Here is a 26,043-nt window from a genome sequence, read left to right on the forward strand (position 1 = left end):
TTTTGAGAGTCTTATTAAATTATCTTTAATTTAAAGGATTTGGCATTGTATGTCCAACACCAAGCAAATCATAACTTAATAATGACTTTTTGACGATAAAATTATGCTAAAAATGACTGATTAGTCATTATTTTAATAACATAATATTAAAATTTATTAAAATTCTATTATGATTTGCTTTTTATTAAATTCAAATCATTTAAATTAATTAAATAAAACTAAATAATTTGAGGTAAATATGTTGGATAATTTACGAGGTATGGCGGTTTTTTCAAGCGTCGTTCGTCACGGTTCATTTAGTGGTGCAGCCAAAGAGCTTGGCATTACAACGAGTGCTGTAAGTCAGCAAATTCGCTCTTTGGAAAATGATTTGGGCGTCTCTTTGCTACATCGCTCAACCCGTAAGCTAAGTCTAACCGAAGCTGGCGAAAGTCTGTATTCATCAGCCACTCAAATGGTAAAAGCAGCCGAACAAGGGCGTGACAGTGTTATTCAGCTAAAAGATGAGCTTTCAGGCAGTCTGCGTATTGCGACCACCCCAGAGCTTGCTAAGGCTTATTTACTGCCTGCCTTATCTGATTGGTTGGTTGAGCATGATAATTTATCATTGAATATCATCTCACGAGACAATTTGGATATGATTGAAGATCGTGTTGATGTGGCTTTATTATTGAGTGAACAAGCTCAAGGCATCGCCCTAAAGACTGTCGAGCAAATGCTGATTGCTTCACCAGAATATATCAAAAATCACGGCGATGTAGAAAATGTTAAGGCATTGGCAACGCATACGATGATTATTTGTGGCGAAAAACCAAGCGAAAGCATCGAGTTTAAAGATGCAAACGGTAAGCAGTCTGTACGAGTAAGCTCAAGAATCATCACCAACAATCATGCCATCGCATTAAACTTGGCTGCCGAGGGCTATGGTATTGCCAAGACCAATGCTGTTGATGCTAAGGCGTTGCTTGAGTCAGGTAAAGTTGTTAAGATCCTACCAAATCACAGTTTGCCCATACTGACTTTGAGCGCTGTCACCATCTCAAAAGAACAAACAACGGTCAAGGCACAAAAGTGCATTGAAGTACTTGAAGCGCACTTTAAGAATTAATTTAATTAAGTTTTTAAACCCTGCATTATGCAGGGTTTTTTATGGATGAAATATGATAAAAAGGATAAAATAAATATCATGTTTCCACCCATTTTAAATATTTTGACACGGCCAAACTTAATAGAATGCGTTTAATAAGTATCAGCAGATTTTTAAATATGCAGCAGCCAATCTTTGGCGGCTTTGACCAAAAAGTTTTCAAAGCTTTTCATCGCTGGCGTTTGGCTACGCTGGCGGTGCTTGTACAGTAAAAATTCATACCCAATCTGTGGCTCATGAATCGGAATCATGACCAAACCTTGCTCGTCTACCCAAGTTTTGGCATAGCCAAGTGTCATGGTAATCCCCAAGCCTTCTTTAACCATGCCCAAAGCCGTTGATAAAAAGTTAACTTGGTAATCACTACGAAATAGGCGTGTGCAGATATCCAAAGTCAACTTTTCACGAATATGATCGGCAAACGGTGCTTGCACGGTAATCAAATCACCTTCGCTCAAATCTTGCCATGTCAAAACCTTTGAATCTGCCAGGGGGTGATCTGCACGCACCACCAACCCAAAAGACGACCGAAACAGTTTGGTTTGTATCAGATCATTACTATGCAAAAGATCAGGTCCAAGCCCAATATCCGCATCTAGCATTTGCACATGACTTGCCACCTCTTCAATTGAGCAATCAATTAAAGTGACTTGAATATCAGGATACGCTTCTTTAAACAAGCGAATTAGCCTCGGTATCGAGAATGCTGACAGTTGCTGAGGTGCTGCAATACGCACTTTACCTTGATGAAAGTCTTGTAAATCATTGACCTCATGACGCATAAGTTGCATATCGTTAAGCACCTTATTGGCATGGGGCAAAACCGTTCACCAGATTCAGTCAAATGAATTTGCCGTGTTGTACGGTCAAACAATCGAGTATCCAGCTGTTTTTTCCATCTCTTTAATCAAGCCGCTCAGCGATGATTGTGTCAAATGCAATTCGGTTGCAGCTTTACTAAAACTGTGATGTCGTGCGATGCTGGCAAATGCTCTAAGCTGGCGAAAAGTAATATTCATAGGAGTATCCAATAAGTATAATAAAAATTCCATTTGTACGCTGTATTGACTTATTTTATGATAAGTATCAGCATATTAGCAAGCATCATTTATCAAAAATATCACCAGCCAAACACGGAGTATTTTATGGCAGATTTATTTGAAAACCCAATGGGATTGTGCGGTTTTGAATTTGTGGAATTTGCAAGTCCAACCCCAAATTTACTTGAGCCATTATTTGAAAAAATGGGTTTTAGCCTGGTTGCCAAACATCGCTCAAAAGATGTCTTATTATATCGCCAAGGGGGAATTAATTTTATGGTCAATCGTGAGCCAAATTCAGAAGCAATGTATTTTGCTCAAGAACATGGACCATCTGCGTGCGGTATGGCGTTTCGTGTGCGTGATGCACAGTATGCTTATCATCGAGCCATTGAGCTGGGTGCTAAGCCTGTTGAGATACCAACTTCGGTGATGGAGCTTCGCTTGCCTGCCATTCGTGGTATTGGTGGTGCACCACTGTATTTAATTGACCGATTTGATGAAGGCAAATCAATTTATGACATTGATTTTGAGTTCATTGATGGGGTTGATATTAATCCTGTGGGTTATGGTTTTAAGGTCATTGACCATTTAACGCATAATGTTTATCTTGGACGCATGGATTATTGGGCAGGGTTTTATGAAAAACTGTTTAACTTCTAAGAAATACGCTATTTTGATATTAAAGGTTAATATACAGGGCTGACAAGTCGTGCTATGACAGCACCCGATGGGCTGATTCGCATTCCTTTAAATGAAGAATCTAAACAAGGTGGCGGTCAGATTGAAGAATATTTGATGGCATTTGGCGGTGAGGGCATTCAGCATATTGCACTATTAACTGATAATTTGACCGATGCGATTGATCAGTTAAAAGCAGCAGGCGTACCTTTGATGACAGCACCCAATGATACTTATTATGAGATGCTAGATGAACGCTTACCCAATTATGGTGAGCATGTCGATTCTCTGAAAACTCAAGGTATCTTACTTGATGGGACAACACAAAACAGCCACCCAAGATTATTGTTACAAATTTTTTCAGAAACAGCACTTGGGCCCGTATTTTTTGAGTTTATTCAGCGTAAAGGGGATTATCGAGAAGGATTTGGTGAAGGTAATTTTAAAGCATTATTTGAATCACTTGAACGAGACCAAATTCGCCGTGGTGCTTTAAAAATTTAACGAAATGAATGGGTGTACCGACCTATAAAAAATCTTGTCTTTATTTTTTAAATGTCTTAAAAATAGGATATGATACATGGTTGGCATATCCTATTTTATCATTTTTTATCATTTGAAATAGAGGTATAAGTTTAATATAAAAATATCAACTGGTTATCTTTTGTATCATGTTTTGATTTGATGATACTTGGATATTATTTTTAAATACAAGTGATGGTAACAAAGTTTTTAAAATGATACCATTGATGGAACAAGCACAGATATGGGTATTTTATACTGTATTGTGTGATTTTTAGGGATTATTTATGAATTCAGATACATTATTAACCATGCGACCCATCAAAGCGGTTGCTATTGCAGGTGTTCTGGTTGCACTACTTGGTCTGACGATGATTGCTTGGAGCTGGGTACCGCATTTGTCTTTATTGGTTGTGATTGCAGCACTGTTATTTTTTGGTTTATTAAATAAACTCAAATTTGAGCAAATGCAAGCATGCATGATTGGCAGTGTGGGATCGGCAATGGGTGCGATTTATTTATTTTCTTTCATCGGTCTTTTGGTTTCTGCTTTGATGATGTCAGGGGCAATCCCAACATTGATTTATTATGGATTTGAGATATTATCAGCCAAGGTATTTTATCTGTCGGCATTTATTTTATCATCGGTTGTGGGCATCGCCTTAGGCAGTGGATTTACCACTTGTGCAACCGTGGGCGTTGCGTTTTTGGGTATGGCAACCGCTTTTGGAGCAAATCCTGCCATTGTGGCTGGTGCTGTCATCTCTGGTGCGTTATTTGGTGATAAGATGTCACCTTTATCAGATACAACGAGTATCGCCGCCTCACTTGTTGGCGTTGATTTATTCGACCACATTAAAAATATGATGTATACTACCGTGCCTGCTTGGGTCATCACGGCCATAATTTTTTGGTATTTATCAGCCACCAATACCATCAGCGACCTTGCAGGCATTGCCATACTCAAAGAGCAACTTTTTAGCAGTGGCTTAGTGCATGGTTTTTCATTAATACCTTTTGCTGTTCTTGTCATTTTGGCCATTTTACGAGTCAATGCTATCTATACCATTATTGCAACCATCATAACAGCACTGATGATTACCTACACACATTCAAGCCCAAGTTTGACCGATTTGGGTGGATGGTTTTTTGCTGGATATACGCCAGCAGAAGAGCTGGCATTGGGTGATGTGGCAAAAATGGTATCACGGGGCGGCTTACAAAGTATGTTTTTTAGTCAACTGTTGGTTATTTTGGCATTGTCTTTGGGTGGGCTTTTGCAAGGATTGGGTATCTTGCCAGCATTATTAGATGGCATGCGTCATTTATTAACCCATGCCAGTCGTGGCGTGGCAGCCGCAGCATTTACCTCACTTGGCATTAATGTTTTGGTGGGTGAACAATATCTGAGTTTATTATTATCAGGCAATGCCTTTTTACCAGAATATCAGCGATTGGGTTTGCATCCAATTAATCTATCACGCACCATTGAAGATGCAGGCACGGTGATTAATCCTTTAGTGCCATGGGGTGTCTATGGTGGGTTTTTGGCTGGGACTTTTGGGATGCCAGTGATTGAGTATGTGCCGTATGCATTTTTTTGTTATTGGTGCTTTTTATTGACACTGTTTTTTGGGATAACAGGATTGACCATTACACGCTTATCACCCAAGTTGACATAGTGCCAATAGGGCGTTTGTATGCTTGATAAGTCTTACTCTTGAGAGCTTAAAATGTGTGATATGTTAATAAAATGGCTATGATTGGTGTATCAGATGAATGAAAATTGTTACACAAGAAAAACTTTCATCATTTTTATGATAAAATACAAAGTATCTGAAAAAGGGGATAATTCATGAAATTCATCAAGCAAAATAGCCATCATTTGGCAATGTTACTTGCGATGACCACTGGTGCTCATCAAGCACACGCATTTTCGGTTGATAACAGTCAGCAGCGTATAACAGTACAGCCCACTTATGTGCAACCTGCTCAGGTAATCACCTCTCAATCTGTGTATGTTGAACCGACAGCCCAAGTAACCACAACGACAAATGTGAGCGTGCAGGCAGTACCACAAGCACCCCAAGAGCATGTGGTGTCACAAGAAGGCTATGCACAAACCCAACTGAATATTCAACCACAAGTCATCTCAAGCACCAAAACCCAAACAACCGCTTACACCACCACCTTAAACGCCCAAACAGCCATCTTAAATGACCAAAACAGCTATACAAATAGTTTTTATGCGTTGCCCATCAGTACACGATCGGCAGCGGTTTTGGTCTATGATTTACAAGATGGCAAGCTCATTTATGGTAAGAATGCAGATGTTCAACGCTCAATAGCTTCTATCAGTAAAGTCATGACCGCCATGGTCATTTTGGATGCTGAGCTTGATATGCGTGAAGAAATTACTTTGATTGCCTCTGACTTGATTGGTGCAAAACAAGCAAGCACACGCCTAAAAGCTGGTGACCGCATGACACGATCTGAGTTTACTTTGATGATGCTCATGCGTTCTGAAAACCCTGCTGCCAAAGCATTGGCACGCACTTACCCCGGTGGATATGATGCTTTTATTGCTGCAATGAACCAAAAGGCGTATGATTTGGGCATGTATCAAACGAAATTTAGTGATTCTTCAGGTTTAGATCCACGCAATATGTCATCAGCCAATGATTTATTAATCATGATGAAAGCGGTCAATAGTAGTCCACGCTATCACAGTATCCGTAATTTTTCCACAGCACCACATTATGATTTTTATATCGCCAATTATGGCAGTGGCGACCGTATCTATAAAGGCAATAATACCAATCGCCTAGTACGAGAAGGTGCTTACCCAATTGGTGTCCAAAAAACAGGCTATATTCGTGAAGCTGGTTATAGTGTTGTGATGGAAACTAACATTAACAATCGCCCAGCCATTGTTGTTTTATTGGGTGCATCAAACAGTGCAAACCGATGGAGCGATGCTGAAACCATTTTAACTGAATTGGCTTATCGCCAGTAACTTTGATTGGCTAATCATTTGGCTGAATAGCAAAAGCCACCCAAAACTGTTATTTGGGTGGCTTTTGGTTTTTTTTGAACTGCCCCAAAAGTTAGACGCTAACCTTTGGGCATTTTTTTATGATTAAATTTTATGGCTACCTTTGATTGTGATACAGGCAAGTATTGGCAAGTTAATCTTTGCTATTTTGAAGATTGGGGTCAGCAAAAACGACCACTTCTTCTTCAAATTCAGGTTTGACTTTAACCACAAAGTCCTCTCTTGATAGGCCCATCATCAGCGGAATAGAGCTTGCAACATAAATGGAAGAATATGTACCAGCAATCAGACCGATAAATAACGCCACAGAGAACCAATACAGACCATCACCACCTAAGAACAGCATGGCAACAACCACAACAAACACCGTACCGACAGTCATAATGGTTCGTCTTAAGGTTTCTGTCAGTGATAAATCAAGCACCTGACGGGGTGTTAAACCACGCACTCGGCGAAAATTCTCACGAATACGATCATAAACAACGATTGTATCATTCACCGAATAGCCAATCAAAGCCAATACAGCTGCCAAAACCGTCAAGTCAAATGGCCAGCCCATAATGGCAAAAATACCAACAACGATAATCACATCATGAAATAAAGCAAGTACGGCACCCAAAGCCAGCTTGAACTGGAATCGTGTTGCAACATAAATGAGCATCATACCAAGTGCAACAGACATCGCAAGCAGTGAATTTAGGTAAATTTCATTGCCCAGTTGGCTGCCGATAATGCTAATGCTATCAATGGTTGATGGATTATTTGGAAAATTAAGAATCTGATCCAAAGAAGCACTTAGATTTTCAGCTGAGCCATCTTGGGGCGGTAAGCGTACCAAAAGCTCTTGGCGAGTTCCTAGGTATTGGGCAACCGCATCATTAAAGCCATTGTCAGCCAATGCTTTAATGACTTGTGCTTGCTCAACAGGCTGTTCATAAGCGACATTGGCTGACACACCACCTGTAAAATCCAAACCAAAGTTTAAACCCTTGACAATGATTGCTATCAGCCCTATGAGTATAGACAATACCGAAAATACTATCATGGGCTTTTCAAGCTTCATAAAAGGAATGATACGCTGATTAGCGATGAGTTTGACACCACCGGCTTTTTCGGCAGCTTCATCACCAGCGTCGGCAATCAATGATTGATCGGCAAGAGCATCTTGATTTGTGGCAGCATTGGCACCTTTACCATCACGACGCGGCACACGGCGACGGCGTGGTGGCTGTGCTGCATTTGGGTCGATAGGGTTATTTTCATTATTCATTTTTAACTCCTAACCGATGCTAAGTTTGGTTAAGTTTTTGCGATGACCATACCAAATTTGAATCATGGCACGAGTGACTAAAATCGCAGTAAACAAAGAACTGATAATACCAATTGCAAGCGTGATTGCAAAACCTTTGATTGGTCCTGTTCCGATGGCAAATAAGATAAATGCAATTAATAGCGTGGTGATATTGGCATCAAAAATTGAGCTAAATGCACGATCAAAACCTGCCACAATGGCGGATTTTGCACGAGTACCATTGGCAAGCTCTTCACGAATACGCTCAAAAATTAGCACATTGGCATCAACCGCCATACCAATGGTCAACACAATCCCAGCAATACCAGGTAGGGTGAGCGATGATCCTAAAATGGACATAATGGCAACCATGATAATGACATTAAAGGCTAAAGCAATATTTGCAATCACACCAAATGCACGATAAAACACAATCATCCATAAAAATACCAACAGATAGCCAACCTGTGTAGAGAATAATCCTTTATCGATATTATCTTGACCCAAAGATGGGCCAATGGTTCGCTCTTCAACAAAGTACATCGGTGCCGCTAACGCGCCTGAGCGTAACAGTAACGCAAGCTCGCCTGCTTCTGCATCTGAATCTAAGCCTGTGATCACAAATGAAGAACCAAGTACCGCCTGAATGGTAGCACGGTTAATAATGCGTGACTCGGTATAAGGTGTACGCACCTCAACAAGCTCGCCAGTTGATGAATCTTCTTGGAAGCTGACCTTTTGCTTATTTTCAATAAATAGCACGGCCATCTGCTTGCCCACAGCAGTGCGTGTGGCATTTTGCATGAGTCTGCCGCCTGCTGTATCTAGGGTAATATTTACCTGTGGGCGTCCATTCTCATCCAAACCCGACTGTGCCCCTTGAACACGCTCGCCTGTGATGATGGTTTGGCGTTCAAGCAACATGGGCTGACCGTCCAAAGAACCAAATGCAAAAGCTTCGGTACCTGCAGGTGGAATACCGCCTGCATAATTCATATCGTGTTCGCTCACCATGCGAAACTCAAGATTGGCGGTACGACCCAAAACCCGTTTGGCTTCTGCGGTGTCTTGTACACCAGGCAGTTCAACGACGATGCGGTTGGTGCCTTGAGATTGTACCAATGCTTCAGCCACGCCAAGCTCATTGATACGATTTCTTAGTGTGGTTAAGTTTTGACCAACAGCATATTCATTAATCTCTTGAATTTTGGCATCAGTATAAGTCAGCTCAAGTGCCGCACCTTCAGTATCAGCAAAGGGGCGTAATGCAAAGTCTGCACCCACTTGATTTTGTAGGATAGATTGAGCACGTCCACGATCATCTGTATTTATAAAGGTAAGCACCATGCCATTATCAGTGATACGCAGGCTTTGAACAGGGATTTGCTCACCACGCAGTGTACGGCGTACATCTTGACTGGCAGTTGCAAGACGCTGTTCAAGTGCTTTTGCCATATCAACTTCTAACACAAATCTCACACCACCACGCAAATCTAAGCCCAATTTCATGGGAGCTGCACCCAAATTACGCAGCCATTCAGGGGTGGTTTGTGCCAAATTGAGTGCGACTACATACTGTTCGCCCAAGTCTCGGCGCAGCACTTCTTGTGCCTTAAGCTGATCTTCAGCATTTGATAAACGAAGTAATGCGCTGTTATTTTCAAAGCGACCATTATGGTGATTTAATCCTGCCTGTGTCAGCAGACCTTCAGCTTGTGTTAGCACATCTTGAGTTAATTGTGTGCCTGCACTCGCGCCTGTAATTTGCACAGCAGGCTCATCAGGGTATAGGTTGGGTAATGCGTAGATGCCAGAGATAAATAGCACCACAACAATTAATATATATTTCCAAGCAGGGTAGTGCATAGAGTATTCTTATTAATTAGATAGAGCAAGATAATGGGTCAACCCCATCACGTTGCGAAAAAGACCGACCCAAGCAACTTGATTGATTTATCCAAATCATTGCTTGGGCTTAGGATGGATTAGATATTGTCAATGGTGCCTGTAGGCAGTACCATGACTACGCTTGCACGCTGAATCTTAACCTCTGTTGAATGATTCAATGTGATGACAGCATAATCACCCTCAACCTTTTTAATACGGCCAATCAAACCACCAGCAAAGACAACTTCATTACCAACAGTCAAGCCATCAACCATGGCTTTGTGTTGCTTGTTGCGTTTAGATTGTGGACGAATGATTAAAAAATAAAAAATTGCAAAAAAAGCAACAGGAATGAGCAAATTCATCAATAATGACTGCTGACCTGCAGGCGCACCTGTAGACGCATGTGCGGCGGTAATGGCCAAGTCTAACATCAATAACTCCTAAATATCAAAAGACGGTTAATCGTTTTGGTCATGATCCAAAACCACCGCTCATTTAAAAATATAAACTTTACTTGATGAATTCATCCAACCAAATCACACAAGTAAAAGTCAAAATAACGCATATCATAGCATATTTTTATAGGTCTGGTATGGATTTTTAGTGTTGTTGCTGTTGCTTAATAAAATTCGCTTAAAACAATACTTGCACATCGCTTAATTTTCACTTAATATGGGCGATAATTTTTACAACATTACAGTGTTATGCCCCGACCGAGAACCCAAAATCTGGCAAATTTGTCTTTTGTTTCTATCGCTATTTTTACTGTATCAGTAGCGGCTATATTTATCCCCTCAACGGCATTTGCTGCGTTTGAGCTTGGTGGCACACCGACCAATCTTGCGTTATTGATTTTTTTTATTTGTTTATCTTTAGTCGTGTCATTTTTATGCTCTATTTCTGAAGCGACATTGTTAACCATGACACCTTCTTATATTGACACGCTTGAAGAAGATAATCCCAAAGGAGCGGCACTGCTTAAGAGTGTGAAAGTTGACCACATCGAAAAATCAATTTCAGCAATTTTAACACTCAATACTGTTGCCCATACATTAGGTTCGCTTGGTGCAGGCGCGCAAGCAGTGATCGTTTTTGGTAATGCATGGTTTGGGGTATTTAGCGGTGTGATGACTTTGATTATTTTGATTGGCACAGAAATTATCCCAAAAACCATCGGAACGGTATATTGGCGACGATTTGCTATGCCTGTGGCGTATTATGTGCGTACAATCAATGTGGCATTATTACCCATTATTTGGGTGACTGAAAAAATTTCACGCATGTTGACTCGTGGCAATCAAGAAATTGGTTTTAATCGCCATGAGTTTTTGGCACTTGCCAATCAAGGGGAAAGCTTGGGGCAGATGAGCGAGATGGAAACTCGTATTATCAAAAACTCTTTGGCATTGGGCATGATTAATGTAGAAGACATTTTGACGCCTCGTTCGGTCGTTAGTGCGTTTGATGAAAATATGACGGTAGGCGATGTCTTTGCCAGCTATCCCAAACTACCTTTTTCTCGTTTTCCAATCTTTGATGAAGATTTGGATAATGCCACAGGGTTTATATTAAAATCCGATTTACTGATCGCTAAGGCAAATCAAGAAATTCATACACCCATCAAGCAATTTCGGCGTGATATCAACTTTGTATTTGCCAAAATGAAACTATTTGATTTGTTGGATTTGATGTTAAAAGAGCAAGTTCACATCGCTTTAGCGGTAGGAGAATTTGGTGAGGTTAAAGGATTGGTGAGCTTAGAAGATGTGCTAGAAACCTTGCTTGGTCTTGAGATTGTTGATGAATTTGACCGTGTTGATGATATGCAGATTTTAGCACGCCAACTCATGGATAAACGCATGGCACGCTTGGGGGCAAAACTAGAAGAAGATGCACCGTTTGATGAAAAGTAGGCTGGCTCTAATAAATAACTTCTAAATGAAACAAAATATAACAATTTGCCATCATACTTTAAGCTTACTGTGTTATTTTGGCTTAAGATTACTCCGTCATACATCATGGCGTATTCATTCATTGATAAGTATATTGAGTATAAGGGTTGGTTTATGAAATACAGCACCCGTTCTGTTTTAAGAAAAGCCGTTGCCGCAAGTATGCTGACGGCAGTGATTCGGTCGGCCATTCAATTGACAGGCAGGTCTTTTGGTAAAGGTGCTAGTATTGGCTTATTTATTGGTATGATTGGCGTACAAAGCTTAATCACTACCAATGCTTATGCAATCAGTGAACAAGATGTCAGCCGATACGCTTCAAGTATGAGTAGCGCCGCCAACGCTCAAAATATTGCCCAAATTTCAAGATTGATTGATGATGATGCCATCATTTCATTGTCTCGGGGTGGCAAAACGACCAGCTTGGATAAAGAAGGCTACTTGCAACTGCTTCAAAAAAGCTGGGCCACATCCAGCGATTATCGCTATCGTATTAATGTGGCAGATGTGGTAGTAACAGGCAATCAGGCTAGAGCTCAGATTGTAACTACCGAGACTTGGACTCAAGATGGTAAGCCTGTGACAATTAAGACCGCTTCTCGAGCCACTTTTTCGCAGGTTGGTAATAATGCCGTATTATTAAGATCAGTGTCACAAGTCACCGTTGATTAAGGCAAGTTTATCAACCAATTTGAATGAACCACCGTTTTTAGGTCAATTCGGTGGTTTTTATTGCCCATTGGCCATCCAAATGGTTGCCAAATTTGTCAAAATAAGGCATTATTATCGTTCAAAAATCAAGTTGGGTTATTTTGCCAATCCTCCATGATAACAATTACTGAGTTAGGCCACCAAAGGACATAACAATGAAAAAACACACCAAATCTTCGATCTCAACACAAATTTTAAAGCCGCTCAGTCTTGCCATTTCATCTTGTATTTTGGTTGCTTGTAGTAGCACAGGCACACCTGCTAAACCTGTTAGCCAAACCCCAAAACCCATACCTCAAGCTAAGCCCAGTCAGCAGATTAATATCTCGTCAGGTAATACTAATTTGGGTAATACTAAGACTGGTGCAGATGTAGATGTTTTGGATGTTCAGATGCTTGATGCATTAGAAGCGTTATTACAAGCGACTGATATGAGCATGGTGGAGGGTGATGAACTGGCGATTCAACGCTATGGTAATTTATGGGATCGGGTTCGCCGTGGTTATCGCATTAATGAGATGACCAATGCACGCATTGAAGCTCAAAAATCATGGTTTTATACTCGCCAAACCTATTTAGATCGCTTGACTGCGCGTGCTTCTCGCTACCTACATCATACGGTCGCCGAAGCTGAACGCCGTGGCATTCCCTCTGAATTGGCACTTTTGCCAATCATTGAAAGCTCATATGACCCAACAGCGACCAGTAATGCCGCCGCCGCTGGTCTTTGGCAATTTATTCCTAGCACAGGTCGAATTTATGGCTTGAACCAAAGTGCCACATATGATGGTCGCCGTGATGTCATTGAATCAACGCGTGCCGCTTATGACTTTTTAACAAGTTTGTATAACCAATTTGGTTCTTGGGAGCTGGCTTTGGCGGCTTATAATGCAGGGCCTGGGCGAGTTTCGCGCGCCATCAAAGCCAACCAAGATCAAGGATTGCCAACAGATTATTGGTCGCTTAAGCTACCGACTGAAACCATGAACTATGTACCAAGATTCTTAGCAGTCGCTCAAATTGTGAGGTCGCCAAATACTTATGGCATCAATTTACCCGCCATCGCTAACCACAGTCATTTTAGAACAGTGCCAGTGAATTATGGTGTCAGCCTATCTGAGGTTGCCACAGTGACAGGTTTGTCAGTCAGCGAGCTTCGTTTATTAAATCCTGCACTGTTAAATTTTACCGTGGATGAGATTGGTCCAAATCGTATCGTCATTCCTGACAGTTTGCCGAACCAAATCGATAATCAGCTGGCTTCTTTAAAAGGCTATGGATTTGGTGGCGATTATATCGCAACAGCACCTGCCCAGAGCATCACCTATGTGGTACCTAAGTCTGGTGCTACAGCCAACACCAGCTCTCAACAAGAATTAATCGCAGCCAATACACTACCAACCACCATCGCACAAGTTACACCAAATAATCCCATTGTGCAAGAACCAGCTTTATCAAAATCTGAGATAAATTTGATTGCAGCAGAAATTCAAAAAACCAGTCCTGAAGTGCCTGCAATTAGCCCTCAAGATGGCAATATTCAGCTAAATGCGGTACAAACTGGTCAGTCGGTTTTGGATGCTCGTGGTGAGACTAAAATGTTGAGTTTTGCAGATGGGCCAAAAACTCAAGCTGTAGCACAGCAGCCCACTCAGCCTGTGCAAGTAGCTGTAACACCGCCTGCTCAGCCTGTACAAATAACAGTGGTCAGTCCTACTCCTGAACCAATCTCTCAGCCCAAGCCTCAGCTTCCACCTGTCACAGCTTCGATACCAGTCGTCTCATCGCCACCTGTCTTAGTCCCACCGCCACCAAGTCGGCCTCGTCCTGAACCTGCATCAAGACCCAAGCCAAAACCTGAAAGCTACACCGTGCGTGCTGGTGATAGCCTAACATCGGTTGCGGCTACTCATGGATTAACGGTCGGTCAGCTTGCCAGTTATAATAATTTGGCGAATGATGCACATATCTTGATTGGTCAAAGGCTATGGCTTGTCGCTGGTAAAGTCAAACGCCAACCAGTATCAGCACAAACACCATCTCGCCAAAGCACATCAACCGCCAATACCAATTCAGCAACCCATAAAGTATCTGCTGGCGAAAGCTTAACCGCCATCGCTCGCAAATACAACATCAGTTTACACGCCTTAGCCAAAGAAAATGGCTTAAGTGTCACAGATGGTGTCTTAATTGGTCAAACACTCAAATTGCCCAGCGATGCCAAAACAGCCAATACCACAATGGCTAATACATCCAGCTCGCCATCAGTGAATAAACCCGAAAGCTACACCGTGCGTGCTGGTGATAGCCTAACATCGGTTGCGGCTACTCATGGATTAACGGTCGGTCAGCTTGCCAGTTATAATAATTTGGCGAATGATGCACATATCTTGATTGGTCAAAGGCTATGGCTTGTCGCTGGTAAAGTCAAACGCCAACCAGTATCAGCCCAACAGACATCACAAGCCACCCAGTCTACTAAAAATAATCAAAGCACTCAAAGCACCGCCACACATCGCGTTCAATCAGGTGAAAGCTTAACTGCCATCGCTCGCAGATATAACATCAGTTTACACGCCTTAGCCAAAGAAAATGGCTTAAGTGTCACAGATGGTGTCTTAATTGGTCAAACACTCAAATTGCCCAGCGATGCCAAGGCTGAAAGTAGCACACCATCTCGTTTGGGAAATACCAAAAATAATTCGACACGCACGCCTGCTAATACAAATATTGGTATCACTGAAAATTATACCGTCAGATCTGGTGACAGCCTAACCATGCTCTCCAATCGTTTTGGCGTAGCAATCGGTGATTTGGCGACAGCAAATGGTTTGGCTTCCAATGCCAATTTGCGTATTGGTCAAACTTTAAAAGTCCCCAAGCTAACGACGACATACACCGTCAAAGCAGGCGATGGGCTTATCGCTTTGGCACGACGCTATGGTATTAGTACCCAAGAGCTTGCCAAAATGAATAACTTAGAACCTACTGCCGATTTGCGTATTGGGCAGGTTTTGACTGTTCCAAATAAATAATTTATACAAGGTCTTAAAACAACAAGCAACCAACTTTTTTAAAGCTGGTTGCTTGTTGTTTAATCAGCTTGTTATTCACGGTTTTATCATTTAGCATATAAAAAAGCGGAAAACTGATTTTCCGCTTTTTTATATGGAAATTGCCACTGATGGCATTTATGCCTGCTCAATGTCAGCTTTAAGTTTGGCATTATGTGCTTTGAGTGCTGTTGGCATACGCTCACCCAGCTTGTCAAAAAGTTCAGCATGGCTCTCAAGCTCTTTGATCCAAGCATCTTTGTCTTGACTGGTGACAAGCTCATATTGTGCTTTGGTAAAATCAGACTGATCCCAATTGATATCATCATAGGTTGGCACTAAGCCAATCGGAGTGCGGACAGCGTTAGCAGTACCTTCACAGCGTTCGATGATCCATTGCAGAACACGCATGTTCTGACCAAAACCAGGCCATACAAAGTCACCATTTGTATCACGGCGGAACCAGTTGACTTTGAACATTTTTGGCAACTGGTTGCCTGCCGCCTTGGCTTTTTTGCCAAGATTTTCACCCATTTGTAGCCAATGGTTGAAGTAGTCTGCCATGTTATAGCCAGTAAATGGTAACATTGCAAATGGATCACGGCGTACAACACCTTGTTGACCTGTAGCGGCGGCGGTGGTTTCAGAACCCATGGTTGCCGCTTTATAAACACCATCTACCCAATCAAATGCTTCTGATACCAAAGGCACAGTATCTGCACGACGACCGCCAAAGATAAAGGCAGAAATTGGTACACCTTCGGGGTTTTCCCATTGTGGATCGATGGACGGGCATTGTTTTGCAGAAACGGTAAAGCGTGCATTGGCATGAGCGGCACGCTCTGCACCTGTGTGTGGCTCACGCTTCCAGTTGGTCAAATTTGCTGGCGTTTCTTTGGTTTTACCTTCCCACCAAACTTCACCATCATCGGTGACAGCGACATTGGTGTAGATAACATCAGAACCCAAAGTACTCATGCAGTTTGAGTTGGTTTTGGTGTTGGTACCTGGTGCGACACCAAAAAAGCCCGCTTCTGGGTTGATGGCATAAAGCTTACCATCTTCAGATGGCTTAATCCATGCAATATCATCGCCAACCGTTTCTACTTTCCAGCCTTCATAGCCTGCTGGTGGAATAAGCATGGCAAAGTTTGTTTTGCCGCATGCCGATGGGAATGCCGCTGCGATATAATGTTTTTTGCCTTGTGGGTTGGTTACACCTAAGATGAGCATATGTTCAGCCAACCAACCTTGTTCACGCCCCATGGCAGAAGCGATGCGTAATGCTAGACATTTTTTACCAAGTAAAGCGTTACCGCCATAGCCTGATCCATACGACCAAATTTCACGAGTTTCGGGGAAATGTACGATATATTTATCATCATTGCATGGCCATGCCACATCTTTTTGCCCTTCAGTCAATGGCGAGCCTACAGTATGTACACATGGCACATACTCGCCATCAGCCCCAAGCACATCATAAACCTCTTTGCCCATGCGTGCCATCTTTCGCATACTGACGACAACATAGGGACTGTCTGTAATTTCGATGCCAATATGGGCAATATGACTACCTAAAGGACCCATACTAAAAGGTACGACATACATGGTACGGCCTGCCATGCAACCATCAAACAAATCGTTAAGTTTGGTACGCATTTGGCTTGGCTCGACCCAATTATTGGTCGCACCTGCATCGATTTCTTCTTTTGAGCAAATATAAGTACGATCTTCGACACGTGCAACATCTGTCGGATCTGAGAATGCCAGATACGAATTTGGGTGCTTGTCTTCATCTAATTTGATCATGGTGCCGTTTTTGATCATCAGATCGATTAGGCGCTGGTTTTCTTCTTCAGAGCCGTCGCACCATTCGATGGCGGCAGGTTTGGTCAAAGCGGCAATTTCAGCCACCCAATGAATCAAGGCTTGGTGACGAACAAAATCTGGAGCAGTTATCTTTGCAGTCATGTTGAGATCTCATTTTATGAAAATTGGCGTTCCACTGTTTTTTGTATAGGCAGGCTTATAAAGCACCAAAATTGTAACAAAATAATGCAGTGACGCTGTGAAAAGCAGTATTAAACCATAAAATATACAGAAAGATAAGTACTATAATTAAATTAAATAGATATATTTTTAAAATTGATGTTTAATGATAAGATATTATAAAGTGTGTTTGGCTGTATTAGAGGTTAATTTAGCAAGCATACCAAAAAAATGCTACAATTTGATTAAATCATTTGAATCAATGGATTAGGATAAGCTATGGCTAAAGCTAAATCAAGCTACATTTGCCAAAATTGTGGGGCGATTTATGGAAAATGGGCAGGGCAATGTACAGACTGCGGTGAGTGGAATACTCTTGTTGAGGCACCTAACACCAGTTTGCCACATCATCATAAATCAAAAACTACCACAGCACCCAGAAAAACCGCTAACTATGCTGGAGCGGTGAGTGCTGTGATGACATTGGACCATGTTGGCGTTACGCTAGAAACACGCATGCCAACGGGAATTGGTGAATTTGACCGAGTGCTTGGCGGTGGACTTGTGGCAGGCTCGGTGGGGTTAATTGGGGGCGACCCTGGTATTGGCAAATCCACAATCTTACTACAAACTGCCATTAACATGGCAGCAGGTGATTCACTATCGGGTTCTGCTTTATATATCACAGGCGAGGAAAGTCTGTCGCAGGTTGCCATGCGTGCAGTGCGACTTGGACTACCAACCGATCGCCTGCGTGTCTTAGCCGAAACTAATGTTGATACCATTTGTGCAGCACTCACCACCGAACAGCCTGCCATTGCTGTCATTGATTCAATTCAAACACTCTTTACCGAAGCCATACAGTCCGCCCCCGGAGGGGTTGCCCAAATCCGTGAATCCGCCGCCGTCTTAACCCGTTATGCCAAACAGACAGGCACGGCACTGTTTTTGGTGGGACATGTTACCAAAGAAGGAGCATTGGCAGGGCCTCGTGTGCTAGAACACATGGTGGATACGGTGCTGTATTTTGAGGGTGAATCAGACAGTCGTTTTAGAATGATTCGTGCCATCAAAAACCGTTTTGGGGCGGTCAATGAGTTGGGAATTTTTGGCATGACGGATACAGGATTAAAGGAGGTTGCCAACCCCTCCGCCATTTTTCTAAGCCGCTATGATAAGCCCATTGCAGGGTCGGTGGTGATGGTCAGCCGTGAAGGTACACGCCCCCTACTTGTGGAGGTGCAAGCCTTGGTGGATGACTCTCAGGGTCAACCCAGACGCATGGCACTTGGGCTTGATTATCAGCGTCTGTCCATGCTCCTTGCGGTTATGCACCGTCATGGTGGCATTCACACTAGTGGTATGGATGTGTATGTCAATGTTGTAGGCGGTGTTAAAGTTATGGAAACTGGTTCAGATTTGGCGGTGCTGATTGCTTGTGCATCTAGCATCAAAGAAAAACCACTGCCTGTCAGACTGTGTGTATTTGGTGAGGTGGGATTGTCTGGCGAGATTCGCCCTGTGCCAAATGGTCAAGAACGCCTAAAAGAGGCAATGAAGCATGGTTTTACCCATGCCATCGTCCCTAGAGCCAATGCACCTGCAGCCAATCATCCACAATTTAAAAATATTCAAATCATTGCGGTTGATAGGCTTGATGAAGCGATTTATCAAGCTTTTGAGATTAATGCAGGTTAAACACCATATGCCTATTGAATTTTGGACCGATGGCTCATCGCTTATAAGCCCAAAAAATCCACCACAAAATCACTGCTTGGCTGGGCAAATAACTTGCTTGGTGTGCCAATTTGCTCAATTTGCCCATGATTCATAATGACAATTTTATCAGATATGGCTTGAGCTTCTTCTTGGTCATGCGTAACCAAGATGCTGGTGATACCAATTTCACGCTGAATGTCTTTGAGCGAATCACGCAGCGATTTACGCACTTTGGCATCAAGCGCGCCAAAAGGCTCATCAAGTAGCAGCAGCTTAGGCTCGGTCGCCAGTGCACGTGCCAAAGCAACACGCTGACGCTGGCCACCTGATAGCTCATGCGGATAGCGGGTTTTGGTGTGGCTAAGTTGCACCAAATCAAGCAGCTCATCCACACGCCGATCGATTGTATTGGCAGAAGGGCGTGTATTGCGAGGCAACAGCGTCAAGCCAAAAGCAATGTTTTGTGCAACCGTTTGATGTCGAAATAACGCATATTGCTGAAACACAAAACCGATACCACGGTGTTGCACTGGTATATCAGTTACATCGATACTGTCAAAATATATCCGCCCGTTGTCTGCATTTTCAAGACCTGCAATGATGCGTAGCAAAGTTGTCTTGCCACAGCCTGATGGACCTAATAAAGTTGTCAGCTCACCTGTTGAAATATCAATGCTGATTTCACCTAAGGCAACAAAATCCCCGAAAGTTTTATGGATGTTTTGGATTTTAATACTCATGTTTAATACTCATAGAAGATAACTGTTTAGAAAGATTAATAAATATATGTAAATTTTGATGTAAGTCTTACTTAACCAAAATGTCATCAGTGCTATTTTTTATGGCTCATCAATCCTTGAGCGACCAAAGTAATCAAGGCAAGTAGTGCAAGCAAGCTTGAGAGTGCAAATGCCAATGTAAATGCATATTCGTTGTATGCAATTTCAATCATTAAAGGCACAGTGTTGGTCTCGCCTCGGATATGCCCAGATACTACCGATACCGCCCCAAATTCACCCATAGCGCGTGCATTGGTTAGGATAATGCCATAAAGCAGCGCCCATTTGATATTGGGTAAAGTGACTTTCCAAAACATCTGCCAGCCGTTAGCACCAAGCGTCAAAGCGGCTTGTTCTTCGCTGTCGCCTTGAGCCTGCATAAGCGGAATCAGCTCTCGTGCGATAAATGCAAAGGTGACAAATAAAGTTGCAAGTACAATCCCCGTTGTCGCAAAAATCACCTGAATCCCCATACTCTCAAGATAGCCGCCAAGTCGTGTATTGGCACCAAAGACCAGTACAAACATCAAGCCCGCCACCACAGGCGACACGGCAAAGGGCAAATCAAGCAATGTGGTGATCACAAATTTGCCACGAAATTGATGGCGTGTAATCAAATACGCCAACGCTACGCCAATGATCGTATTGATGGGTAAGATAATCGCTGCTGTGATTAAAGTCAGCTTAATAGATGCAAGTGCATCAGGCTCAAGTAGTGCTGCTTGATACGCTTGCCATCCTTCTTTTAGTGCTTCATAAAAAACAGACACGAGTGGCACAACCAGCATGACGCCCATAAATACCACCGCTATGCCAATCAAACTCCATCTAACCCAAGGTTTATCACGGGTGGCAGGATTTTTTTGGTATGAATAAGAGCTTGTATGAGACATAGTTGACCTTAGAGTATGATTAAGATAGTTGTTATCATGATAAATCAGTTGGTTTTTGCGCCCAGTCTGGCTGAGAGTTTCCACTGGATAAAATTCATGGTAAACAAAAAAACCAATGAGATTAAAAGCATAAATAACGACACGCAAGCTGCACCTGCGACATCAAATTGCTCAAGCTTTGAGACAATGATTAAAGGCAAAATCTCCGATTGCATGGGGATATTGCCAGCGATAAAAATCACTGAACCGTACTCACCTGTGGCACGAGCAAACATCATACCAGCACCGATTAGCATTGCTGGGCTAATCTCGGGTAAAATCACACGGCAAAATGTGGTCAAGCGACCAGCACCCATCACCGCTGCCGCTTCTTCAAATTCTACTGAAAGCTCAGCAAGTACTGGCTGCACTGCCCGTACAATAAAAGGAAAGCTAACCACCACCAAAGCCAGCCAAATACCAATCGGTGTAAACGCAATTTTTATTGGCTCATTAAACAGCAGTATCCCAAGGTGTGTAAACCATTGACCAAACAAGCCATTGGGTGCATAAAGTGTGGCAAGAGCGATGCCAGTTACCGCTGTTGGCAGGGCAAACGGTAGATCAACCAAAGCATTTAAAAAGGACTTACCCCAAAACTCATAACGCACCAACACCCAAGCTGCCAGCGTACCAAAAATCAAATTGGTCAGGGTGGCAAGCATTGCCATGGATAAAGATAGCTTAATTGCTGCAAACACTTGTGGCTCACGAATCGTCTGCATGATGTCATCAAAACTCATTTGTAATGTCGTCAAAATCATCATCAAAAAGGGTAAAATCACCAACAAACCAAGTGCAAAGATACTAATACCCATACTTAGCCCAAAAAATGGCATCACTCGGCGTGCACGATTTTTGAGGGGTATTGGCTGATTTAGCATGATAACAATCCTAATGATACGATGGATACTTGGTGATAAATTCAAAAGATAGCTTTACTTTACGGCATTGGTTGATAAACTTTAAGTGTAAAAATTGACTTTTTATTTTCCTTTATAGAATTTAGATATCAAATTTAGACCACTGTAGCATGCGATACCATCATCTTGTATCTTTTGAAGGATAATAGAGCTTTTCAAACTTTATCAAACATGCGATAATAGCAAGGTTTGGCATGATCAGATGACTGATGCTATGCCATTTTAACTAATCAAAACGCTGTAGGCGTGAACTTGGATGATTGGCGTTCGTAATTCGCCTTAATCTAAAATAAACTATAAAGAGATGACTATGATGATGAAAAATAAATGGATGCGTGGTTTGGCGATTTTGGTGTTGAGCTTACCGACAGTGACTTATGCAAAAACTGCTGCCCCCAAAGCGTCTGAAGCACCTGAAGTATCGTTAACCCAAGAAGAGCAAATGGCTATAGATTTTTGTGATTTTTCAGCGTATGGTGTGATGCATATTGCTGGCGATCATCAAGGTGGTGCAACAAAATCTGAGGCACTAACCAACCATGATAAGCGTATGGCTGAGCTGAAGGATCTCATCGACCTTGACCCAGAGACCGCCACGATGCTTGATAAGTATTGGAAAGGTGCTATTGATAGAATATTCCAAGAATCGGTTCAAAAAACCGACGCCGAAAAACAAGCGTTTGTGATGGGTGTGGGCGAGTCATCTTTTTATTCTTGCCTTGATCAAGTGCTTAAAACTCCCAAAAACTAATCACAATGCTATAAGCTTGATGGTATTTTATGACCGAAACGACTGTTAAAAATTTTGATGATTTACCACTATCCGAGCCAATTTTAAAGGCGGTGCAAGCATTAAAATTTGATCAATTAACCCCCATTCAAGCACAGATTTTGCCACATACATTGGCAAATCAAGATGCCATTGGACAGGCACAAACAGGCACAGGCAAGACAGCGACATTTTTGATTACCATCATTGAGTCGCTGTTAAAGCGTCCGTTTCAAGCTGATGAAATTCGCTATCTTGGCGAACCTAGAGCATTGGTTTTGGCACCTACCAGAGAGCTTGCACAGCAGATTTTGGCAGATTGCCGTGAACTGACCCGATTTAGCCAGCTTTATAATTTGTGTATTACAGGCGGCTCTGATTTTGATAAACAACTTGAGCAGTTGCATAAAAGACCGCTGGATATTTTGATTGGCACACCGGGGCGTATCATCGATTGGGTTAATAAAGGCGAGCTTTTTTTGGATCGTGTTGAGGTATTCGTGCTTGATGAAGCTGATCGTATGCTGGATATGGGTTTTATCCCTGATATCAAGCGTATTGTCAGACATATGCCAAGCAATACCGAACGCCAAAGCCTATTATTTTCGGCAACTTTTAATCAAGATGTGATGAATCTGGCTTATCGTTGGCTACATCAGCCAGCATTTGTTGAGATTGCACCTGAAAGTAAAACCAATCAGGCGATTGATCAACAATTTTATTTGGTCACTGAGCGTGAAAAAACGAGCGCACTTAAGCAAATTTTGGCAGATGATTCGGTGAAAAAAACGATCATTTTTGCCAATCGCAAAGATCAAGTTAAACGCCTATACGATTATTTGCGTCGTCATCACAAGGTTACGATGCTGTCTGGAGATGTGGCTCAGCAAAAACGAGAGCGTTACTTGCAGCGTTTTAAAGATGGCGAGGTCAATGTACTGGTAGCAACCGATGTGGCAGGGCGTGGCATTCATGTGGATGATGTGACGCATGTGATCAATTATACTTTACCTGATATGCCCGATGACTATGTGCATCGTATCGGTCGTACAGGGCGAGCGGGTTTGAGTGGTGTGTCCATCAGTTTTGTTAGTGAAAATGATGCCTTTAACTTGCCTGCACTTGAACGGCATATTGATCAAAAATTCAAACTCAATCAATTTGAGTTTTTAGATGAGCATAAATAGGAATCATGAACACATGTACCCTGATTTATTAGACCCTGCTCATATTCCATTATCACTATACATTCACATTCCTTGGTGTGTCAAAAAATGCCCGTATTGTGATTTTAACTCGCACGCTTTGCCAAGCCAAGTACCATTTGAAAACTATATAGAAGCATTGCTTAGCGATGCTGTATCACAACAAAGCTTGGTATCAAATCGTCAAATTGATACGGTATTTATCGGTGGTGGCACACCATCGTTATTGCCCATTGAATCGTTTAAACGATTATTTGACGGATTGCGGTTAATTTATGATTTTGCACCGACATGTGAGATAACACTCGAGGCAAATCCTGGCACACTTGAGCATTCACCTTTTGATGAGTATCTCACTATCGGTATTAATCGCTTATCCATTGGCGTACAAAGCTTTGATCACAACGCCTTAACAGTGTTGGGGCGTATTCACAATCCTGATCAAGCATCAAATGCCATTCGTGCTGCACGCATAGCAGGTTTTGATCGTGTCAATGCAGATTTGATGTATGGCTTGCCCAATCAAAACCCATCAAAAGCGGTGAATGATATTCAAACTGCCATTGATGCTGGTGCAACTCACTTATCTTGGTATCAACTGACGATAGAGCCGAATACGACCTTTTATTGTACACCACCACAGTTGCCAGATGAAGAGATCATGGCAGAAATTGAAACTTTGGGACAAAGTGTACTGACAAAGCATGGATTTTATAATTATGAAGTCAGTGCTTGGCATGGTCCAAATGATGCTCCATGTCAGCATAATCTGAACTATTGGCAATTTGGCGATTATTTGGCAATCGGTGCTGGAGCACATGGTAAGTTGACCTTAAAAAATCACCCAGATTACCAAGATGGCATTTATCGTTATCAAAAATCACGTCAACCTAAGGATTATCTTGCGTTTGAAGATGCACCCAAAATGGTCAACTTTGAGCGTATCTCTGATGACAATTTGCCGTTTGAATTTATGATGAATGCACTGCGATTAAAAGATGGGGTAAGCACTGATGTGTTTGAAACGCGTACGGGGCTATTAATCAGCACGATTGATAATGAGATGCTGCCTTTACAACATCAAGGATTGATGGTTTTGGATCCATTACGCATTGCACCGACCCGTCTTGGGTTTCGATATGTGAATTATTTGGTCAGTCAATTTATATAAACTGATAGATAGAAAGACCTACTCATCTGAGTGGGTCTTTTTTAAGATTAACTTAAGATAAAATTAGAAATTAAGCCAAAATTAGATTTTCTTTTCAACTTTTTGTGCGGTGTCTGATACGGCTTCGCCAGCTTTTGAGACATCTTTACCAAAACCTTTTATAGCGTTGCAACCAGTCAAAACAACAACGGCAGCGATAGAAGCAACCAGTACTTTTTTCATGAGCTATTCCTTAATGATTTAATTAAATTCATGTATGAAATTCATGTGAATCTGTAAACTCACCCTACTATCTTAACGAAGTTTTTGATGAATTTCTAGCAATAGATGTGATTTTATAATACTTTATTACACTTTGTAAACTTTTGGTAGGGTTTATAAATTTTATCTTTGAATTCAATCAAAATATGGCACAATAGGTCGTTTCAGAGTACAATAGGTAGCATCGCCATATTTGTTAGTAAAGTTCATGTCACAGTTTTCAGATGCACTCATTCATATCGTGCTATTTTCCCCAAAAATTCCCAATAATACTGGCAGCATCATCCGCTTATGTGCCAATACAGGTGCTCAGCTACATTTGGTCAAACCGCTTGGATTTGAGTTGGATGATACTCGCTTAAAACGGGCAGGGCTTGATTATCATGAATACGCAACTTTAAGCGTTCACGATAATTGGCAAGAGACAAAATCGGCACTAAAATCGTTGGGCGTGGAGCGTATTGTTGCCATGACGACCAAGTTTAGCCGTCCGTTTTATGAATATCAATTTAAGCTGGATAATGATCAGCATAAAGTCGCCTTGGTATTTGGTTCGGAGACCGATGGATTACCTGAAGAGGTGCGTGCTGATATTGGTGCTAATCATTGGCTACGGCTGCCTATGTTGCCAGATTCACGCAGTTTGAATTTAGCCAATAGCGTTGGTATTTGCCTTTATGAAGTATGGCGTCAACTTGGGTTTGTGGGCGATATTGGGCAAAGTGTGGGCTATCACAAACCCACATCAAGATAATACAAGCTATGCGTTGCGGCTTGAACACGGCTGGTCAAAACAAGCCCCAACAGGGGTATACGGTAATGCCCTTAACAGTGCTATCGCCAATTTGAGCTAATCAAGCTGTCTTTAATCAGCGGCTGGTTTGACTTAGGGTGTTGGCGTACTCTACCAACGCCACCTTAATTGCCATTGCCTTAGAGCAATCCTTATGAGC

The 26,043-nt window shown here is 42.1% G+C and carries 21 protein-coding genes and 1 pseudogene; 12 read left to right on the top strand and 10 right to left on the bottom strand.

Annotated elements, in window-relative coordinates; genetic code table 11:
• Nucleotides 1–238 precede the first annotated feature (238 nt).
• Entirely contained in the window at nt 239–1,108 is an 870-nt protein-coding gene (locus tag HMPREF2573_RS06900; protein ID WP_003659866.1) for a LysR family transcriptional regulator, read from the top strand.
• A gap of 152 nt (nt 1,109–1,260) precedes the next feature.
• On the opposite strand, the gene HMPREF2573_RS06905 is transcribed toward HMPREF2573_RS06900, so the two are convergent.
• Together HMPREF2573_RS06905 and HMPREF2573_RS06910 are read right to left on the bottom strand one after the other, a co-directional pair.
• Nucleotides 1,261–1,938 (bottom strand): LysR substrate-binding domain-containing protein, encoded by a 678-nt coding sequence (locus tag HMPREF2573_RS06905; RefSeq protein ID WP_003671299.1) that lies wholly within the window; start codon nt 1,936–1,938, stop codon nt 1,261–1,263.
• 75 nt (nt 1,939–2,013) lie between these two features.
• Nucleotides 2,014–2,166, bottom strand: coding sequence for a LysR family transcriptional regulator (locus tag HMPREF2573_RS06910; protein WP_003658048.1), 153 nt, complete (start codon nt 2,164–2,166; stop codon nt 2,014–2,016).
• A gap of 126 nt (nt 2,167–2,292) precedes the next feature.
• On the opposite strand from HMPREF2573_RS06910, the pseudogene hppD reads away from it, so the two are divergent.
• From hppD to HMPREF2573_RS06925, 3 genes and pseudogenes are all read left to right on the top strand, one after another.
• Nucleotides 2,293–3,372: pseudogene (hppD, locus tag HMPREF2573_RS06915) on the top strand (4-hydroxyphenylpyruvate dioxygenase).
• 305 nt (nt 3,373–3,677) lie between these two features.
• Nucleotides 3,678–5,072, top strand: coding sequence for a Na+/H+ antiporter NhaC family protein (locus HMPREF2573_RS06920; protein WP_003659863.1), 1,395 nt, complete (start codon nt 3,678–3,680; stop codon nt 5,070–5,072).
• 173 nt (nt 5,073–5,245) lie between these two features.
• The gene (locus tag HMPREF2573_RS06925) at nt 5,246–6,406 is read left to right on the top strand and encodes a D-alanyl-D-alanine carboxypeptidase family protein (protein ID WP_003658052.1); all 1,161 of its coding nucleotides are present in this window, start codon (nt 5,246–5,248) and stop codon (nt 6,404–6,406) included.
• 172 nt (nt 6,407–6,578) lie between these two features.
• Here the strand turns inward: HMPREF2573_RS06925 and secF are convergent, their stop codons facing one another.
• The 3 genes from secF to yajC form a co-directional block, all read right to left on the bottom strand.
• Complete coding sequence (secF, locus tag HMPREF2573_RS06930; protein ID WP_003671301.1) at nt 6,579–7,715, bottom strand: protein translocase subunit SecF; 1,137 nt, start codon at nt 7,713–7,715, stop codon at nt 6,579–6,581.
• A gap of 9 nt (nt 7,716–7,724) precedes the next feature.
• The gene (gene secD / locus HMPREF2573_RS06935) at nt 7,725–9,602 is read right to left on the bottom strand and encodes a protein translocase subunit SecD (protein ID WP_003658056.1); all 1,878 of its coding nucleotides are present in this window, start codon (nt 9,600–9,602) and stop codon (nt 7,725–7,727) included.
• 119 nt (nt 9,603–9,721) lie between these two features.
• Entirely contained in the window at nt 9,722–10,057 is a 336-nt protein-coding gene (yajC, locus tag HMPREF2573_RS06940; protein WP_003658058.1) for a preprotein translocase subunit YajC, read from the bottom strand.
• 273 nt (nt 10,058–10,330) lie between these two features.
• Here yajC and HMPREF2573_RS06950 point away from each other — a divergent pair, with 273 nt between their 5' ends.
• The 3 genes from HMPREF2573_RS06950 (at nt 10,331) to HMPREF2573_RS06960 (ending at nt 15,324) form a co-directional block, all read left to right on the top strand.
• Nucleotides 10,331–11,539 carry a CNNM domain-containing protein gene (locus HMPREF2573_RS06950; RefSeq protein ID WP_003673873.1) on the top strand — a complete coding sequence of 403 codons (1,209 nt, stop codon included), beginning with the start codon at nt 10,331–10,333 and terminating at the stop codon, nt 11,537–11,539.
• A gap of 153 nt (nt 11,540–11,692) precedes the next feature.
• Nucleotides 11,693–12,250, top strand: a complete 558-nt coding sequence (locus HMPREF2573_RS06955) for a DUF4440 domain-containing protein (protein ID WP_003659858.1) — start codon at nt 11,693–11,695, stop codon at nt 12,248–12,250.
• 194 nt (nt 12,251–12,444) lie between these two features.
• Nucleotides 12,445–15,324 carry a LysM peptidoglycan-binding domain-containing protein gene (locus HMPREF2573_RS06960; protein ID WP_070473001.1) on the top strand — a complete coding sequence of 960 codons (2,880 nt, stop codon included), beginning with the start codon at nt 12,445–12,447 and terminating at the stop codon, nt 15,322–15,324.
• 156 nt (nt 15,325–15,480) lie between these two features.
• Here the strand turns inward: HMPREF2573_RS06960 and HMPREF2573_RS06965 are convergent, their stop codons facing one another.
• The gene (locus tag HMPREF2573_RS06965; protein ID WP_003673153.1) at nt 15,481–17,313 is read right to left on the bottom strand and encodes a phosphoenolpyruvate carboxykinase (GTP); all 1,833 of its coding nucleotides are present in this window, start codon (nt 17,311–17,313) and stop codon (nt 15,481–15,483) included.
• A gap of 297 nt (nt 17,314–17,610) precedes the next feature.
• On the opposite strand from HMPREF2573_RS06965, the gene radA reads away from it, so the two are divergent.
• Nucleotides 17,611–19,029, top strand: a complete 1,419-nt coding sequence (gene radA, locus HMPREF2573_RS06970) for a DNA repair protein RadA (RefSeq protein ID WP_070473004.1) — start codon at nt 17,611–17,613, stop codon at nt 19,027–19,029.
• A 41-nt stretch (nt 19,030–19,070) separates the two neighbouring features.
• Here radA and HMPREF2573_RS06975 read toward each other — a convergent pair whose 3' ends face one another.
• From HMPREF2573_RS06975 to cysT, 3 genes are all read right to left on the bottom strand, one after another.
• Complete coding sequence (locus tag HMPREF2573_RS06975; RefSeq protein ID WP_003658078.1) at nt 19,071–19,790, bottom strand: sulfate/molybdate ABC transporter ATP-binding protein; 720 nt, start codon at nt 19,788–19,790, stop codon at nt 19,071–19,073.
• A 92-nt stretch (nt 19,791–19,882) separates the two neighbouring features.
• Nucleotides 19,883–20,722 carry a sulfate ABC transporter permease subunit CysW gene (cysW, locus tag HMPREF2573_RS06980; protein WP_003659849.1) on the bottom strand — a complete coding sequence of 280 codons (840 nt, stop codon included), beginning with the start codon at nt 20,720–20,722 and terminating at the stop codon, nt 19,883–19,885.
• Between the two features lie 44 nt (nt 20,723–20,766).
• Complete coding sequence (cysT, locus tag HMPREF2573_RS06985; protein ID WP_003659848.1) at nt 20,767–21,645, bottom strand: sulfate ABC transporter permease subunit CysT; 879 nt, start codon at nt 21,643–21,645, stop codon at nt 20,767–20,769.
• A gap of 349 nt (nt 21,646–21,994) precedes the next feature.
• Between cysT and HMPREF2573_RS06990 the strand changes: the two genes are divergently transcribed.
• From HMPREF2573_RS06990 to hemW, 3 genes are read left to right on the top strand one after another with little or no spacing between them, the layout of a single operon-like run.
• The gene (locus HMPREF2573_RS06990) at nt 21,995–22,435 is read left to right on the top strand and encodes a hypothetical protein (RefSeq protein ID WP_003658085.1); all 441 of its coding nucleotides are present in this window, start codon (nt 21,995–21,997) and stop codon (nt 22,433–22,435) included.
• Between the two features lie 29 nt (nt 22,436–22,464).
• Nucleotides 22,465–23,640: a DEAD/DEAH box helicase gene (locus HMPREF2573_RS06995; protein ID WP_003658087.1), complete on the top strand. Its 1,176-nt coding sequence runs from the start codon at nt 22,465–22,467 to the stop codon at nt 23,638–23,640.
• A 13-nt stretch (nt 23,641–23,653) separates the two neighbouring features.
• Nucleotides 23,654–24,829 (top strand): radical SAM family heme chaperone HemW, encoded by a 1,176-nt coding sequence (gene hemW, locus HMPREF2573_RS07000; RefSeq protein WP_003658089.1) that lies wholly within the window; start codon nt 23,654–23,656, stop codon nt 24,827–24,829.
• Nucleotides 24,830–24,910: 81 nt separating this feature from the next.
• On the opposite strand, the gene HMPREF2573_RS07005 is transcribed toward hemW, so the two are convergent.
• Nucleotides 24,911–25,051: an entericidin A/B family lipoprotein gene (locus tag HMPREF2573_RS07005; protein ID WP_003658093.1), complete on the bottom strand. Its 141-nt coding sequence runs from the start codon at nt 25,049–25,051 to the stop codon at nt 24,911–24,913.
• A gap of 247 nt (nt 25,052–25,298) precedes the next feature.
• On the opposite strand from HMPREF2573_RS07005, the gene HMPREF2573_RS07010 reads away from it, so the two are divergent.
• Nucleotides 25,299–25,844, top strand: a complete 546-nt coding sequence (locus HMPREF2573_RS07010) for a tRNA (cytidine(34)-2'-O)-methyltransferase (protein WP_003658094.1) — start codon at nt 25,299–25,301, stop codon at nt 25,842–25,844.
• Nucleotides 25,845–26,043: the final 199 nt, after the last annotated feature.

The organism is Moraxella sp. HMSC061H09 (assembly GCF_001809255.1).
Classification (GTDB): Bacteria; Pseudomonadota; Gammaproteobacteria; order Pseudomonadales; family Moraxellaceae; genus Moraxella; species Moraxella catarrhalis.